The following is a 15106-nucleotide window of genomic DNA, read 5'->3' on the forward strand; positions in this document are numbered from 1 at the left end:
ACTCCCAACAAGATTTGTGTGCCCGCCCCTGCTTTGGCGGCGGGCCTGGATTGTTACTTGCCCGACTTGACCTTGGTCCAGCTGCGGGTCATCAAACGTTGCACCTTCGGTGGCAACTCACTGTTGACGAACATCTTGTCCAGCACTTCCTGCGGTGGGTAAACCGCGGCGTCAGTCCTCACGGCCTGGTCCATCAGGTCGCCAGCCTTGGGGTTCGGGTTGGCGTAACCGACGTAATCACTGACCTGGGCGATAACCTCAGGTTTCAGCAAATAGTTGATGAAGGCGTGAGCCTCTTTGACGTTCCTGGCGTCCTTGGGGACCGCCAGCACGTCGAACCAGAGGTTGCCGCCTTCCTTGGGAATCGCGTAGGCCAGGTTCACGCCCTTCTTCGCTTCTTCAGCGCGGGCCTTGGCCTGGAACACATCGCCGGAAAAACCTGCCGCGACGCAGATGTCGCCGTTGGCCAGGTCCGTGATGTACTTGGACGAGTGGAAGTAGGTTACGTACGGGCGTACCGCCAGCAGCTTCTGCTCGGCCTTCTCGTAGTCCTTGGGGTTGGTGCTGTTGGGGTCCAGCCCCATGTAGTTGAGCACCGCCGGCAGCATTTCATCCGCCGAATCCAGGAACGCCACGCCGCATTGGGAGAGCTTCTTCATGTTCTCGGGCTCGAACAGCACGGCCCAGGAATCGATGGTGTCCACGCCCAGTGCCGCCTTGACCTTGTCGACGTTGTAGCCGATGCCATTGGTGCCCCACAGGTAAGGCACGGCGTACTGGTTGCCTGGGTCGTTCTTTTCCAGGCGCTTCATCAACGCCGGGTCCAGGTTGGAATAATTGGGCAGCAGGTTCTTGTCGAGCTTCTGGAACGCGCCCGCCTTGATCTGCTTGCCGAGGAAATGGTTGGACGGCACTACCACGTCATAACCGGTGTTGCCGGCCAGCAGCTTGCCTTCCAGGGTTTCGTTGGAGTCGAACACGTCCTGCACAGGTTTGGTACCCGTGGCTTTCTCGAAGTCTTCGAGCGTGGTCGGGCCAATGTAGTCGGACCAGTTGTAGAAGTGCACCGTAGGCGCCGCTTGGACGCTGCATGCCAGCGTCAGGCCCGCTCCAGCCATCAAGGCTTTGCGTAATACAGAAATAGACAAGTGGGTGGTCCTCACAATCAGTGCCTTGGTAACGGCGCAGCGCTGCCGCGCACGCAAAACCGGCGCGCAACTTACCCTCGCAGCCACGATGCCGCAATCATCAATTGCCATTCACCGGCTCTGGGCCGGAAAACCCCGGCCCAGAGGTCTTGCATCGGGCTTACTTGCCCGACTTGATCCTGGTCCAGCTGCGGGTGATCAGACGCTGGGCAGCAGCTTCTGGCGCGGCGATCGCGTACAGGTGCTTTTTCACGTCGGCAGGTGGATAGATGCTCGGGTCGCTGGTGATGTCCTTGTCCACCAACGGGGTCGCAGCAGCGTTACCGTTCGGGAAACGTACGGCGTTGGTGATCTCGGCCATGATTTCCGGCTGCATCAGGAAATCCATGAACTTGTAGGCGGCGTCCTTGTGCTCGGCATCCTTGGGGATGGCGACCATGTCGTAGAAGGTGCCAGCGCCTTCTTTCGGGATGATGTAGTCGACCTTGACCTTGTCGCCGGCTTCGTGCGCACGGGCTTTGGATTGCTCCAGGTCACCCGAGTACCCGACGGCCACGCAGATGTTGCCGTTGGCCATGTCGCCGATGTATTTGGACGAGTGGAAGTAGGTGATCGAAGGACGAATCTTCAGGAACAGGTCCTCGGCCTTCTTCAGGTCTTCTTTCTTGGTGCTGTCGCTAGGCAGGCCCAGATAGTGCAGCGCGGCTGGCAGCATTTCGGTCGGGGCGTCGAGGAAGCTCACGCCACAGCTCTTGAGCTTCTCGATGTTCTCAGGCTTGAACACGACGTCCCACGAATCGATCTTGTCGACGCCCAGCGCGGCCTTGACCTTCTCCGGGTTGTAGCCGATGCCGATCGAGCCCCACATGTAAGGGAAGGCGTGCTTGTTGCCTTTGTCGCTGGCGTCACCGACGGCCTTGAGCAGGTCTTCGTCGAGGTTCTTCCAGTTCGGCAGCTTGGAGCGGTCGAGCTCTTCGTAGACCCCCGCCTTGATCTGCTTGGCCAGGAAGTTGTTGGACGGCACGACCACGTCATAGCCGGACTTGCCCGCCAGCAGCTTGGCTTCCAGGGTTTCGTTGCTGTCGAAGACGTCGTACTTGACCTTGATGCCTGTCTGTTTTTCGAACTTCGCGATGGTGTCCGGAGCGATGTAGTCCGACCAGTTGTAGACGTTCAGCACCTTGTCTTCAGCCTGTACAGCGGTGGCCATGGCACCCATCAGGGCGGCGGCCAGCAACGTCTTGCCCATTTTCTTCATGCGTCATGCTCCAGAATTTTTTATTTAGCCATCTGTTCAGCAGCCAGAGCCTACCGTGCAGAGCGCCGGGCGACTGAAACAGCCGCTAGTCTGGCAAGTTACAAGGCGCTGTTTCAAGGAAACCATCCCCTTGTAACGACTTAATGTCACATCGCTAGCCTAGCAGGCGCTCAACGGATCGCTTCGAGGGTCAGGTCCAGGCACTTGCGCGCCTTTTCCACCAGCTCGTCCACCTCTGCATGGCTGATCACCAAGGGTGGAGCGATGATCATGGTGTCACCCACCGCGCGCATGATCAGGCCGTTGTCGAAGCAGAAATTGCGGCAGACCATGCCCACACCCTTGCCTTCGTAACGGCTACGGGAGGCCTTGTCCTTGACCAGCTCGATCGCGCCGAGCAGGCCCAGGCCGCGTACCTCGCCCACCAGCGGGTGGTCCTGCAGCTCACGCAGACGTTTCTGCAAGTAGGGTGCCACTTGCGTACGGACCTTCTCGACGATCTTCTCGTCGCGCAGGATGCGCAGGTTTTCCAGGCCTACCGCAGCCGCCACCGGGTGGCCGGAATAGGTGAAGCCGTGGTTGAAGTCTCCGCCTTCGCTGAGCACCTTGGCCACCTTGTCACGCACGATCACACCGCCCATGGGGATGTAACCGGAAGTAAGGCCTTTGGCGATGGTCATCAGGTCGGGCTTGAGGTCGTAGTAGTCTGAGCCGAACCACTCGCCGGTACGGCCAAAACCGCAGATCACTTCGTCAGCGACGAACAGGATGTCGTACTTGGCGAGGATCTCCTTGACCTTCGGCCAGTAGGTTTCTGGCGGGATGATCACGCCGCCGGCGCCCTGGATCGGCTCGGCGATGAAAGCTGCGACGTTGTCCTCGCCCACTTCCAGAATCTTTTTCTCCAGCTGCTCGGCCGCCCACACCCCGAAGTCGTCCGGGCTCATGTCGCCGCCTTCACCGAACCAGTACGGTTGCGGGATATGCACGATGCCCGGGATCGGCAGCCCGCCCTGTTCGTGCATGCCGCTCATGCCGCCCAGGCTTGCACCGGCGACGGTCGAGCCGTGGTAGCCGTTGATACGGCCGATGATGGTCTGCTTCTGCGGCTTACCCTTGAGCGCCCAGTAGTGGCGGACCATGCGCAGCACGGTGTCATTGCCTTCAGAGCCGGAGCCTGTGAAGAACACATGGGTCATGCCTTCGGGCGCTACGTCGGTGATGGCCTTGGCCAGCTCCAGCGCAGGCGGGTGGGCCGTCTGGAAGAACAGGTTGTAGTACGGCAGTTCGCGCATCTGCTTTTCGGCAGCCTGCACCAGCTCTTCACGGCCATAACCCACTGCGACGCACCACAGGCCGGCCATACCGTCGAGGATCTTGTGCCCCTCGCTGTCCCACAAATGCACACCCTGCGCCTTGGTGATAATGCGCGGCCCCTTTTCCTTCAGCTGCTTGTAGTCACTGAAAGGTGCAAGGTGGTGCTCGCCGCTCAGGGTTTGCCAGTCACGGGTTTGCGGGTTTTTGACGCTCATGTGCTTCTCCAGGGTCCACAGACCGCCGGCGGGCGGCCTCAGGGGTTGATCACACAGCAAACAGCAGGAACTCACGCTCCCAAGAGCTGATGACGCGCTTGAAGTTCTCATGCTCGGCGCGCTTGGTGGCAACGTAGCCGGTGATGAATTTCTTGCCCAGGTACTGGGTCAGCGCGCGGCTGACTTCCATGCGTTCCAAGGCGTCTTCGATGGTCAGCGGCAGGCGCAGGTTGCGCCGCTCGTAGCCGCGCCCCTGCACCGGCGCGCTGGCGGCAATGCCTTCGACCATACCGATGTAGCCGCACAGCAAGCTCGCAGCGATGGCCAGGTAAGGGTTGGCATCGGCGCCTGGCAGGCGGTTCTCGACGCGACGGTTCTGTGGGCCGGCATCCGGTACGCGCAGGCCGACGGTGCGGTTTTCCTCGCCCCACTCGACGTTTACCGGGGCCGAAGTGTCTGGCAGGAAGCGGCGGAACGAGTTGACGTTCGGGGCAAACAGCGGCAGCGCCTCGGGGATGAACTTCTGCAGGCCACCGATGTGGTGCAGGAACAGCTCGCTCATGCTGCCGTCTTCATTGCTGAAGATGTTCTTGCCGGTGACCGAATCGACCACGCTCTGGTGCAGGTGCATGGCGCTGCCCGGCTCGCCGGTCATGGGCTTGGCCATGAAGGTGGCGGCTACATTGTGCTTGAGCGCCGCTTCGCGCATGGTGCGCTTGAACACCAGGATCTGGTCGGCCAGGTGCAGGGCGTTGCCGTGACGGAAGTTGATTTCCATCTGCGCCGTGCCGTCTTCGTGAATCAGGGTGTCGAGGTCCAGTTGCTGCAGCTCGCACCAGTCGTAGACGTCCTCGAACAGCGGGTCGAATTCGTTGGCAGCTTCGATGGAGAACGACTGGCGGCCGGTTTCCGGGCGGCCTGAACGACCTACCGGCGGCTGCAGCGGGAAGTCCGGGTCCTCGCTGCGCTTGGTCAGGTAGAACTCCATCTCTGGCGCGACGATCGGTTGCCAGCCCTTGTCGGCGTAAAGCTGCAGGACTTTCTTCAGTACGTTGCGCGGCGACAGCTCGACCGGGTTGCCCTTCTTGTCGTAGGTGTCGTGAATGACCTGGGCGGTAGGCTCGATGGCCCACGGCACGAGGAACACAGCGTTCTCATCGGGCCGGCAGATCATGTCGATGTCGGCCGGGTCGAGCAGTTCGTAATAGATGTCGTCATCGACGTAATCGCCGGTCACGGTCTGCAGCAACACGCTCTCGGGCAGGCGCATGCCTTTCTCGGCGATGAACTTGTTGGTCGGCGAGATCTTGCCGCGGGTGATGCCAGTCAGGTCACTGATCAGGCATTCGACTTCGGTGATCTTGTGCTCTTTCAACCAATCGGTGAGCTGGTCGAGGTTGTTACTCATAGATACCTCAGGAGGTAATGTGGTCCGCGCATTGATTCTGGATGGAGTGGGTTGCTAAAGCAAAAACCCCCACGCAGGAGCACAGTGGATACACTGGAAACAAGCGTGTCCGTAATGAGTTCGAAGGGCAGGAATACAAGAAAGGAAGCGAAACGGCGCTACGAGGGGTAGTCCAGAAGCGCAAAGCGTCAATTATTGCGGCCAGTGCGACCACCGCGCAATTGATGCGTGCCGCAACGGCAGGGATACCCGAGCGCACTGCACAGGCAGCGCTTTCAGGTCGCGACAAGCGGACCATGTGACCCTCGTATTATTGTGTTTTGGGTTGAGACCGAGCTTAGCCTTGTTCATTTTTTTACACAACACCTCCGTAAAAAATAAAACACGGCTTGTCGGAGATAGCCCTTTGTCAGGGAAATAGCGGATAATGGCACGCCCCGATATGCAGCAAATCTGCCGTCGATGTGCCATTTCAGGGCATCATGGGGTTGGCTTGACATCAGTAAGGCTTTTCGATTGACTGGTCCTGCAAGCCCCCCTTGATTGATATTTTTAACAACAAAGGTGTTGCATCATGTCGGTACCCCCGCGTGCCGTTCAGCTTAACGAAGCGAACGCGTTCCTTAAGGAACATCCTGAGGTTCTCTACGTTGACCTTCTGATTGCAGATATGAATGGTGTGGTGCGCGGTAAGCGCATAGAGCGCACCAGCCTCCACAAGGTTTACGAGAAAGGCATCAACCTGCCGGCCTCCCTCTTCGCCCTCGATATCAACGGGTCCACCGTCGAAAGCACCGGGCTTGGCCTGGACATCGGCGATGCTGACCGCATCTGCTATCCGATCCCGGACACGCTCTGCAACGAGCCGTGGCAGAAACGCCCGACCGCCCAGTTGCTGATGACCATGCACGAGCTTGAAGGCGAGCCGTTCTTCGCCGACCCTCGTGAAGTGTTGCGTCAGGTGGTGAGCAAGTTCGACGACCTGGGCCTGACCATCTGCGCCGCGTTCGAACTGGAGTTCTACCTGATCGACCAGGAGAACGTGAACGGCCGCCCGCAGCCACCACGCTCGCCGATCTCGGGCAAGCGCCCGCAGTCGACCCAGGTGTACCTGATCGACGACCTCGACGAATACGCCGATTGCCTGCAGGACATCCTCGAAGGCGCCAAGGAACAAGGCATTCCGGCCGACGCCATCGTCAAGGAAAGCGCCCCGGCACAGTTCGAAGTCAACCTGCACCACGTCCCCGACCCGCTCAAGGCCTGTGATTATGCAGTGCTGCTCAAGCGCCTGATCAAGAACATCGCCTACGACCATGAAATGGACACCACGTTCATGGCCAAGCCCTACCCGGGCCAGGCAGGCAACGGCCTGCATGTACACATTTCCGTGCTGGACAAGGATGGCAACAACATCTTCACCAGCGAGGATCCCGAGCAGAACGCCGCGCTACGTCATGCTGTCGGCGGTGTGCTCGAGACCCTGCCTGCGTCGATGGCGTTCCTTTGCCCGAACGTCAACTCGTACCGTCGCTTTGGCGCCCAGTTCTACGTGCCGAACGCGCCGAGCTGGGGCCTGGACAACCGTACCGTGGCCCTGCGCGTGCCGACCGGTTCGCCCGACGCCGTACGCTTGGAACACCGCGTGGCCGGCGCCGACGCCAACCCGTACCTGATGATGGCCGCCGTACTGGCTGGTGTGCACCATGGCCTGACCAACAAGGTCGAGCCGGGTGAGCCGATCGAAGGCAACTCGTACGAGCAGCTGGAGCAGAGCCTGCCGAACAACCTGCGCGATGCCCTGCGCGAGCTGGACGACAGCGAGATCCTGAACAAGTACATCGATCCGAAGTACATCGACATCTTCGTCGCGTGCAAGGAGAGCGAGCTGGAGGAGTTCGAGCATTCGATCTCCGACCTCGAGTACAACTGGTACCTGCATACCGTGTAAATGAAAACGCCGCCCTCTGGGGCGGCGTTTTTCATGGGTTGGCAGGGCACTCGATTCCCTGGCTTACAGAGACTTTTCGAAAATTTTCGAATTGCGCTGGTAGTTGTACAGCGATGCTCGCGCCGACGGTAGCCGCTCTACCCCACTGGGGGCAAAGCCTCGCTCGCGGAACCAGTGCGCGGTCCGGGTGGTAAGCACGAACAGGGTATTCAACCCCAACGCCCGCGCCCGGCTCTCGATCCGCTCCAGCAGCTCATCACCGCGCCCGCCATGGCGGTACTCCGGGTTCACTGCCAGGCACGCCAGCTCACCAGCCTGGGAATCGGCAATCGGATACAGCGCCGCGCACGCGATGATCATGCCCTCGCGCTCGACCACGCTGAACTGCTCGATCTCACGCTCCAGCACTTCACGTGAGCGTCGCACCAGAATGCCCTGCTCTTCCAGCGGGCTGATCAGCTCCAGCAAACCACCCACATCCTCGATGGTCGCCTCGCGCACCACTTCGAACTGCTCCTGCGACACCAGCGTGCCGCCACCGCCGCGGGTGAACAGCTCGGTGAGCAGTGCGCCGTCCTCGGCATAGCTGACGATGTGGCTACGCGCCACGCCGCCCTTGCAGGCCTCGGCGGCGGCATCGAGCAACTCGCCTTGGTAATCACTGCCCAGCCGCGCCAGGTGTGGTGCAACCTGCTGCGGGCGCAACTCACGCACCAGCTTGCCACTCTCATCCAGCAGCCCGGGTTCGGCGCCGAACAGCAACAGCTTGTCGGCACCCAATTCGATGGCGGCGCGGGTGGCCACGTCTTCGCAGGCCAGGTTGAAGATCTCACCGGTCGGCGAATAGCCCAGCGGCGAAAGCAGCACAATCGAGCGCTCGTCGAGCAGGCGGCTGATGCCTTTGCGGTCGATGCGCCGTACTTCACCGGTGTGGTGGTAGTCCACCCCTTCGAGCACGCCGATAGGGCGGGCAGTCACCAGGTTGCCGCAGGCCACGCGCAGGCGTGAGCCCTGCATCGGCGAGGCGGCGATGTCCATCGACAGGCGCGCTTCGATGGCCAGGCGCAAGGCACCCACGGCGTCGATCACGCAGTCCAGGGTTGCGGCATCGGTGATGCGCAGGCCGTGGTGATAGTGCGGGGTCAGGCCACGGGCGGCCAGCCGGCTCTCGATCTGCGGGCGCGAACCATGCACCAGCACCAGGCGCACGCCCAGGCTGTGCAGCAACACCAGGTCATGGACGATATTGCCGAAATTCGGGTGTTCCACCCCATCGCCGGGGAGCATGACCACAAAGGTGCAGTCGCGATGAGCATTGATGTACGGGGAGGCATGACGCAGCCAGTTGACGTAATCGGGCATGACAGGGCCTGTGGATAAAGTGGACGGAGAACGTTGGATCACACGGCGTTCAGGATCATCGTCGGAACAGGCTTGCGGTCACGCGCGGTCTCCTCTAGGCAAAGACGAATCAGCAGGGTGGACGTTTAATTCAGGCAATAGTGCCGGATCAGGTCACGCAATAGACGCACGGTAGGCTCGATTCGTGACATTTCCAGGTATTCGCCCGGCTGGTGGGCACAGGCAATGTCGCCAGGGCCAAGAACGATGGTCTGGCAACCCAGTTGCTGAAGATAAGGCGCTTCGGTACCGAACGCCACCGCTTCGGCGCGATGGCCGGTCAAGCGCTCGGCCACCTGCACCAGTTCGGCATCGGCCGCCTGTTCGAACGGTGGCACCTCGGGGAACAGCGGCGCGTAGTCGATACGCACCTCATGGCGCTCGGCCACCGGCCGAAGCTTCTCACGGATGGCCGCACGCAACTGCTCTACATCCATGCCTGGCAGTGGGCGCAGGTCGAACTCCAGGGCACACTGGCCGCAGATACGGTTGGGGTTGTCGCCACCGTGGATGCAGCCAAAGTTCATGGTCGGCGTGGGCACGGTGAATTGCGGGTTGCGGTAGGTGTCCTGCCATTGCCGGCGCAGGCCCATCAGCTCACCCATCACCGCGTGCATGGCTTCCAGCGCGCTGCGGCCAAGGCTTGGGTCAGAGGAATGGCCGCTGCGCCCGAGAATGTCGATGCGGTCCATGAGGATACCCTTGTGCATGCGGACCGGGCGCAAGCCGGTCGGCTCACCGATGACCGCCGCACGGCCAAGCGGCTGACCCGCTTCGGCCAGGGCGCGGGCACCGGACATCGAGCTTTCTTCGTCGCAGGTGGCGAGGATCAGCAGCGGCTGCTTGAAGTCATGCTCCAGCAACGGAATCACCGCTTCGATGATCAAGGCGAAAAAACCCTTCATGTCGCAGCTGCCCAGGCCCACCCAGCGGCCATCGACCTCGGTCAGCTTGAGCGGGTCGCTCGTCCACAACTGCTCGTCATACGGCACGGTGTCGCTGTGGCCAGCCAGCACAAGCCCGCCCGGGCCAGTGCCACGGCTGGCCAACAGGTTGAACTTGCCTGGGCTGACCTGCTGGATGTCGCAACTGAACCCCAGGTCGCCCAACCAGCCTGCCAGCAGGTCGATGACCTGGCGGTTGGACTGGTCCAGGGCAGGTTGGGTGCAGCTGACCGAGGGCGCGGCGATCAAAGCGGCAAACTGGTCTTTCAGCGTGGGCAACGGCATGCGCGAACTCCTCGGAAGCATTGCCCATCATAGGGCCATCCGCCGTAAGGAATAAACCGTTGCCGGCACACTGCTGTAGACTGCACGGCAATCACGCCCCTCTTCGAGCCTGCGATGCACAAAGAAACCGAACTCAAGCTCCGCGCCAGCCGCGACACCCTGGCCGCACTGCGCGAGCACCCTCTGCTGAAAAAGCGCAACAAGTCCGGCTGGCAGACCCGCGAGCTGCTCAACCAGTACTTCGACACCCCTGAGCGCGACCTTTCTGCTGCCCGAGTGGCGCTGCGCCTGCGCCGCGACGGCGAGGTGATCATCCAGACCTTGAAGTGCCGTGGCCAAAGCGTCGCCGGCCTGTCCGAACGCAACGAATACGAGTGGCACCTGGACAAAGTCAAACTCGACCTGAAAAAGCTCGACGCCACCTGCTGGCCTGAGCAACTGGCCGAACTTGACAAAAAATCCATCAAACCGCTGTTCACCACCGACTTCACCCGCGAATTCGCTGAGATCGCCTGGGGCCGCGGCAAGAGCAAAGTAGTGATCGAGGCAGCGCTGGACCAGGGCTTCGTGATTGCCGGCAAGCGCAAGGAAGAGATCTGCGAGCTGGAGCTGGAACTGCGCGAAGGTGCCCCCGAGGCGTTGCTGGAGCTGGCCGCCGAGCTGGCCGCCAGCCTGCCCCTGATGCCGTGCGACATCAGCAAGGCCGAGCGCGGCTACCGCCTGCTGGAGCCGGACAGCTATGAGCTGGGCCTGCCAAGCACCGAACTGGACGCCGAAATGCCGGTCGACGATGCCTTCGCTGCCCTCGCCTGGCAACTGCTGGGCAGCAGCCAGCGCCTGGCCGAGCAATACCGCCACAATGGCCACTGGCGCCTGCTGCAGGACTGGGTGCAGTGCCTGGCAGAACTGCGTGCACTGGTCGCAAGCCTTGGCCAGGCCGCGCCGCGTGCCAGCACGCGTGACCTGCGCGCCAGCCTGGACGCGCTGCTGGAAGACTGGCGCCCGCTGGTACAGGCCGGCAATGACGACGAAGACATCCGTCGCGCCGCGCCAGAGCAGTTCCTCGAAGAGCTCGAGGACGTGCGCTGGGGCCAATTCTCCCTGGAAACATCACGTTGGCTGCTGGCCCGCGCCTGGACCGCAGAGCGCAAGGGCCGTGGCGAACGCCAGGGCAAGGCGCAACTGGCCAGCTGGGTGGCACACCTGCTGGGCGAAGAAGGCCGTGCGCTGAAGCTACCGCTTTACACCCAACGCCCGGAAGACCTGGCAGAACAACTGCCGCGCATCGAACAGTTGCTGGCCTGGCTGCACCATGCGCGCCAGGTACTCGAGGCGCCGCAGATGGACCGCTTGTATGGCGATCTGAAAAAGCTGCATGAGCTGGCTGAACTGCCACTGGCCGAAGAGCCTGGCGAGCTGCTGGAGGCCCGCGTGGAACAGGCCCGTGCGATTGATCAGAGCCGTGGCTGGAAACATCTGCTCAAGGCCTGACATTCGCTTGTGCATCATCGCCGGCAAGCCCCCACAGGTTACCCCGCTGCTCTCAAGCTCAGCGCAAAACCCAGTGGGGGCCGGCTTGCCGGCGACAGCGTCAGCGCATCAGCGCATCAGCGCATCAGCGCATCAGCGCATCAGCGGAAGGCTGGTGGTGGACTTGATCTCCGACAGCGCCACAATGGAATTCACCTCCTGAATCCCCGGTACGTTCGACAGCTTTTCGAAGAAGAACCGCTCGTAAGCCTCGATATCCTGCGTGACGATACGCAACAGGAAGTCTACTGACCCCATCAGCACATAACACTCCAGCACCTCTGGAAAGCCCCGGATCGCCTCGGTGAACTCGGTGAAGTTGGAGCGACCATGGGCGTTCAGTTTCACCTCGGCAAAGATCTGCGTGTTCAGGCCGACCTTCTTGCGATCGAGCAGGGTGACCTGCCCCCGGATGACCCCCTCTTCCTTGAGCCGCTGAATACGGCGCCAGCACGGCGACTGCGACAGCCCTACGCGCTCGGCAATCTGCGCGCTGGACAGTGACGCATCCTCCTGAAGAAGCTCGAGAATCCGCCGGTCATACGCATCCAGATCGCTTTGCATTAAAAATTCCCCAAGCTTATATTTTTCGAATCAACCAATTCGCCTGAACGGCTGATTCATCAAATAATAGCGAAAAAAAGCCGGCATCAACCTGCCAGAATTTCTCCCACCTTTGCGGAGACCAGCATGAACCCATTCGAACGCCCCCTGCCCCGAACCGATGTCTGGGCCGCCAGCAGTAGCCACAGCAACGTGTGCTATCGCCTGCAAGCCGAAGCCGAGCCGGATACCCTGTGCCGGGTACTCAACCTGTTCGCCCTGCAGTTTCTGACGCCGCACAGCGTGCAAGTCAGCCAGCAAGATGACTTGCTGGACATCGAAATAGGTATCGGCGGGCTGAGCAGGCATCGGGCCGAGGTGATTGCGCAAAAATTGCGCAATCTGGTGTGCGTCGCGCAAGTGCGCCTGGATCAGGAAAAATGGACAAAGATCAAGGCGATGGACGCAATCGAATCAGATGGGTATCATGCGTGCGCGTTGCACTCGTAGCTCAGCTGGATAGAGTACTGCCCTCCGAAGGCAGGGGTCGTGGGTTCGAATCCCGCCGAGTGCGCCATATCAAAAAGCCCTGGGCCTGCGCCCGGGGCTTTTTCGTTGGCGGACCGGGGCTGGTTTGCAGCCCCTCCCTGCTTAGCGAAGATCAGTACTCAGGCTCGGCGTGCCGAAACCTTCCAGGGTCGCGTTGGACGCATTCAGGTATTGCGCCCAGAAATCGTTCAACGCATCCATGGTCTTGCCCGATCGGTAGGCATGCTTCACCGCATCGGTAACCAGGCCTGCACCGGAAACATACACCCTGGCACCCTGCAGGTCCGCATACAGCCCTTTGCTCTGTGCCAGCTTGAGTTCATTACTGACATTGAGCTGCTTGATCTGGTTTGCCGCATAGAAGCTGGTGTAGTCCGAATGCTCGAGCATGTCCGAAATCAGATACACCACCCGCTCCTGGACACCCTGCTCTTTGCTCATGTCCTCACCAACCCGGCGCAAGGTGTTCATGATTTCGCTCTTGGGGATATCCTGGCGAGCGTCACGCAGCCCTTTGACGAACAGCCCGCCGAAGCCGGCCTGGAACGCTTTCTTCTGGGTCGCCAGGCACTGATCCAGGCCCCTCAGCTTGCGCATGTTGACGTCGTCGCGAACCTCGCCCTGCAACGGCATGTCCAGCTCACCGGCGTACACCAGGCGCTGATACTCCCCCGGCAAGAACGCTGAGAATGTATAGAGCCTGACGCGATCGCCCGGCTGAACGAACCGGTCGATCTGGCCCCAGCTGCTGCGCTGCAGGTCTTCAGGCATCGGGATGGTCTGATCGATGATCACCACCAGCTCGCGCCCGGACGCTGCAGGCTTGATGTCAGCCAGACCATTGCGCGTGTAGCAGCTCTGCAGGTCATTGCGCTCAGCAGCCAGTGCTGCGCAAGGCAACGCCAGCGCAAGGATCAGGGCCTTGGCAAGCCTCATGACAGCATGCCCTCCTTTTTCGCAGGGAACAGGCCAAGCGCCTTGAGCGCCTGCTGTTGCTCGCGGATGTCACGCAGTTGTGCCTCGCTGACATTCAGCGCACGGCTGGCGGCAGCCAGGTTCTCTTCAGGCAGGCCAGTCATGTCGTGGAAGTCCGAAGCCTTGATTTCGGCAGGGGCGGCAGGCTCGGCCAAGGGCACTGCGACAGGCTCGAATACAGCAGCCTGCTGCGCAACCGGGGCGGGGGCTACAGGTTGCGCGGCAGGCACTGGCGCAGCGGCTTCAACGCTAGGTTTTGGCTTGACTGCCTGGGGCGCGACCTTGCCGGCCTTGTACTCGACGTAGGCGAGGAAGTTGCGATGTGCGGTGTTCTCACCTTCCAGCGCGTGCAGCACAGCGGCGTCGGTGTGGTCGCGGCCAGACAGCGAGGTCTGCAGGCGGCGCAGCTTGTCGTCGGCGTGGCTGGCAATGGCATGACGCTTCTGATCCATCGCGTCGAGCATTTCCTCGGCGGTGGCGTACTCGTGGGTCAGGCGCCAGGCGGTTGGCGAGTGGGTGCCGGCAAAGTAGTAACGGCTGGCCAGCCAGATACTGATGCCCTGAATAGCGATGTAGATCAGTGACAGCATGATGTAGGTGGTCAGGCTGGCCTGGCGTATCGCTTGCATCTTGTCATCGATGGTGGCGTTGTCGGCCTCATCGTTGATGGCCTGGGATTCTGCTGGCAGGTCAAACGGGGAACCTGCACTGGAGCTTTGCGCAGCGGACTCTGCGCGCATACCGTTGACCATCTCGGTCTCGATGCTGTCCAGGGTCGCCGAGCGCACGACGAATGCCCCCACGGCCATGGCCGCCACGAACACACCACAGACCACCAGCCAGACGAACTTGCGCGAGACGTTGGAATTGACGTCCTTCACCCGTACCAGCAGTTGCTCGTAGTCCGGCTTGTCCGCGTCGGAGAAAGAGTCTTCCAGGTTGATCGCCTTGCCAGCCTTCAGCGAACGCGAGCGCTTGGTAGGCTCTTCACCTTGCCACCAGTGGCGTGCACGGGCGATCAGGCTGTTGTGGTGCAACGTATGGCCGGCGGCTTCGGCGAAGAACGCCGAGGCGACGGCGAGCAGGATCGCAGTGCCGGCGGTCAGCCAATGGCGGTCATTGGTAGAAGCATCCATGTTCATCCAGCCCGCCAGGACGTAGGCAAAACCCATGGCCTCGATCAGCACCAGCATCAGCACCAGCACCAGCACCCAACCCGGGCGCGGCGAGCGCCCGGCCTCACCGGCCTTGGCGAGGTAGTCAAGGGAGGCATTGTAGGCGTTGACGCCCTTCATGTACTTCTTGTACTGGCCGTAGTACGGCTTGGACAAGGTCACTTCGTGGTTGATCCAGCCATCGCTGTCGACCGAGGAACGCTTGCGCGACAGCCGGGCCACCGTACCGATCAGGGGGAGGCTGTGCCAGACACGGATGAGAAAGTAGGAAACCTCCTCCCAGTATTTACGCACGATCAGCGCAGTAACCAGCAGCGAAAGGAGGCCGGCGGTGAACAACTGATTGGCGAGAATCAATGATTTGAGTGCAGCTAGCGAAAAGTCTTCCATTCAGGACGTCCTTGACT

Annotated in this window: 13 protein-coding genes and 1 tRNA gene; 5 read left to right on the forward strand and 9 right to left on the reverse strand. The window is 61.3% G+C overall.

The window, feature by feature from the left end; translation table 11 throughout:
• Positions 1-53 precede the first annotated feature (53 nt).
• The 4 genes from ACMGGN_RS21010 to ACMGGN_RS21025 all read right to left on the reverse strand — a co-directional run bounded on the left by ACMGGN_RS21010 (position 54) and on the right by ACMGGN_RS21025 (position 5346).
• Complete coding sequence (locus ACMGGN_RS21010) at positions 54-1148, reverse strand: polyamine ABC transporter substrate-binding protein (protein WP_414156268.1); 1095 nt, start codon at positions 1146-1148, stop codon at positions 54-56.
• A 160-nt stretch (positions 1149-1308) separates the two neighbouring features.
• The gene (locus ACMGGN_RS21015; protein ID WP_046786978.1) at positions 1309-2406 is read right to left on the reverse strand and encodes a polyamine ABC transporter substrate-binding protein; all 1098 of its coding nucleotides are present in this window, start codon (positions 2404-2406) and stop codon (positions 1309-1311) included.
• Between the two features lie 170 nt (positions 2407-2576).
• Positions 2577-3938, reverse strand: a complete 1362-nt coding sequence (locus ACMGGN_RS21020) for an aspartate aminotransferase family protein (RefSeq protein ID WP_125923604.1) — start codon at positions 3936-3938, stop codon at positions 2577-2579.
• Between the two features lie 49 nt (positions 3939-3987).
• Positions 3988-5346: a glutamine synthetase family protein gene (locus tag ACMGGN_RS21025; RefSeq protein WP_012312227.1), complete on the reverse strand. Its 1359-nt coding sequence runs from the start codon at positions 5344-5346 to the stop codon at positions 3988-3990.
• 41 nt (positions 5347-5387) lie between these two features.
• Between ACMGGN_RS21025 and ACMGGN_RS21030 the strand changes: the two genes are divergently transcribed.
• The gene (locus tag ACMGGN_RS21030) at positions 5388-5648 is read left to right on the forward strand and encodes a hypothetical protein (protein WP_115273326.1); all 261 of its coding nucleotides are present in this window, start codon (positions 5388-5390) and stop codon (positions 5646-5648) included.
• Between the two features lie 272 nt (positions 5649-5920).
• Positions 5921-7297: a glutamine synthetase family protein gene (locus ACMGGN_RS21035; RefSeq protein ID WP_012312226.1), complete on the forward strand. Its 1377-nt coding sequence runs from the start codon at positions 5921-5923 to the stop codon at positions 7295-7297.
• A 63-nt stretch (positions 7298-7360) separates the two neighbouring features.
• Here the strand turns inward: ACMGGN_RS21035 and argA are convergent, their stop codons facing one another.
• Both argA and argE read right to left on the reverse strand, forming a co-directional pair.
• Entirely contained in the window at positions 7361-8659 is a 1299-nt protein-coding gene (argA, locus tag ACMGGN_RS21040; protein WP_012312225.1) for an amino-acid N-acetyltransferase, read from the reverse strand.
• Between the two features lie 125 nt (positions 8660-8784).
• Positions 8785-9927, reverse strand: coding sequence for an acetylornithine deacetylase (gene argE / locus ACMGGN_RS21045; protein ID WP_125923603.1), 1143 nt, complete (start codon positions 9925-9927; stop codon positions 8785-8787).
• Between the two features lie 114 nt (positions 9928-10041).
• Between argE and ACMGGN_RS21050 the strand changes: the two genes are divergently transcribed.
• Positions 10042-11418 carry an inorganic triphosphatase gene (locus ACMGGN_RS21050; RefSeq protein ID WP_046786974.1) on the forward strand — a complete coding sequence of 459 codons (1377 nt, stop codon included), beginning with the start codon at positions 10042-10044 and terminating at the stop codon, positions 11416-11418.
• 132 nt (positions 11419-11550) lie between these two features.
• Here the strand turns inward: ACMGGN_RS21050 and ACMGGN_RS21055 are convergent, their stop codons facing one another.
• Positions 11551-12021 carry an Lrp/AsnC family transcriptional regulator gene (locus ACMGGN_RS21055; RefSeq protein WP_046786973.1) on the reverse strand — a complete coding sequence of 157 codons (471 nt, stop codon included), beginning with the start codon at positions 12019-12021 and terminating at the stop codon, positions 11551-11553.
• 126 nt (positions 12022-12147) lie between these two features.
• On the opposite strand from ACMGGN_RS21055, the gene ACMGGN_RS21060 reads away from it, so the two are divergent.
• Positions 12148-12510: a hypothetical protein gene (locus ACMGGN_RS21060; protein WP_125923602.1), complete on the forward strand. Its 363-nt coding sequence runs from the start codon at positions 12148-12150 to the stop codon at positions 12508-12510.
• Positions 12501-12577, forward strand: a tRNA-Arg gene (locus ACMGGN_RS21065). The genes ACMGGN_RS21060 and ACMGGN_RS21065 overlap by 10 nt, the downstream gene beginning before the upstream one ends.
• Positions 12578-12651: 74 nt before the next feature.
• On the opposite strand, the gene ACMGGN_RS21070 is transcribed toward ACMGGN_RS21065, so the two are convergent.
• Both ACMGGN_RS21070 and ACMGGN_RS21075 read right to left on the reverse strand, forming a co-directional pair.
• Positions 12652-13485 carry a hypothetical protein gene (locus ACMGGN_RS21070; protein ID WP_115273323.1) on the reverse strand — a complete coding sequence of 278 codons (834 nt, stop codon included), beginning with the start codon at positions 13483-13485 and terminating at the stop codon, positions 12652-12654.
• A complete protein-coding gene (locus tag ACMGGN_RS21075) occupies positions 13482-15089 on the reverse strand; it encodes a hypothetical protein (RefSeq protein ID WP_404601489.1) in 1608 nt (535 codons plus the stop codon). Before ACMGGN_RS21075 ends, ACMGGN_RS21070 begins: the two co-directional genes overlap by 4 nt.
• Positions 15090-15106: the final 17 nt, after the last annotated feature.

The sequence above is a fragment of the Pseudomonas sp. BNK-30 genome, assembly GCF_047456185.1.
Lineage (GTDB): Bacteria > Pseudomonadota > Gammaproteobacteria > Pseudomonadales > Pseudomonadaceae > Aquipseudomonas > Aquipseudomonas putida_E.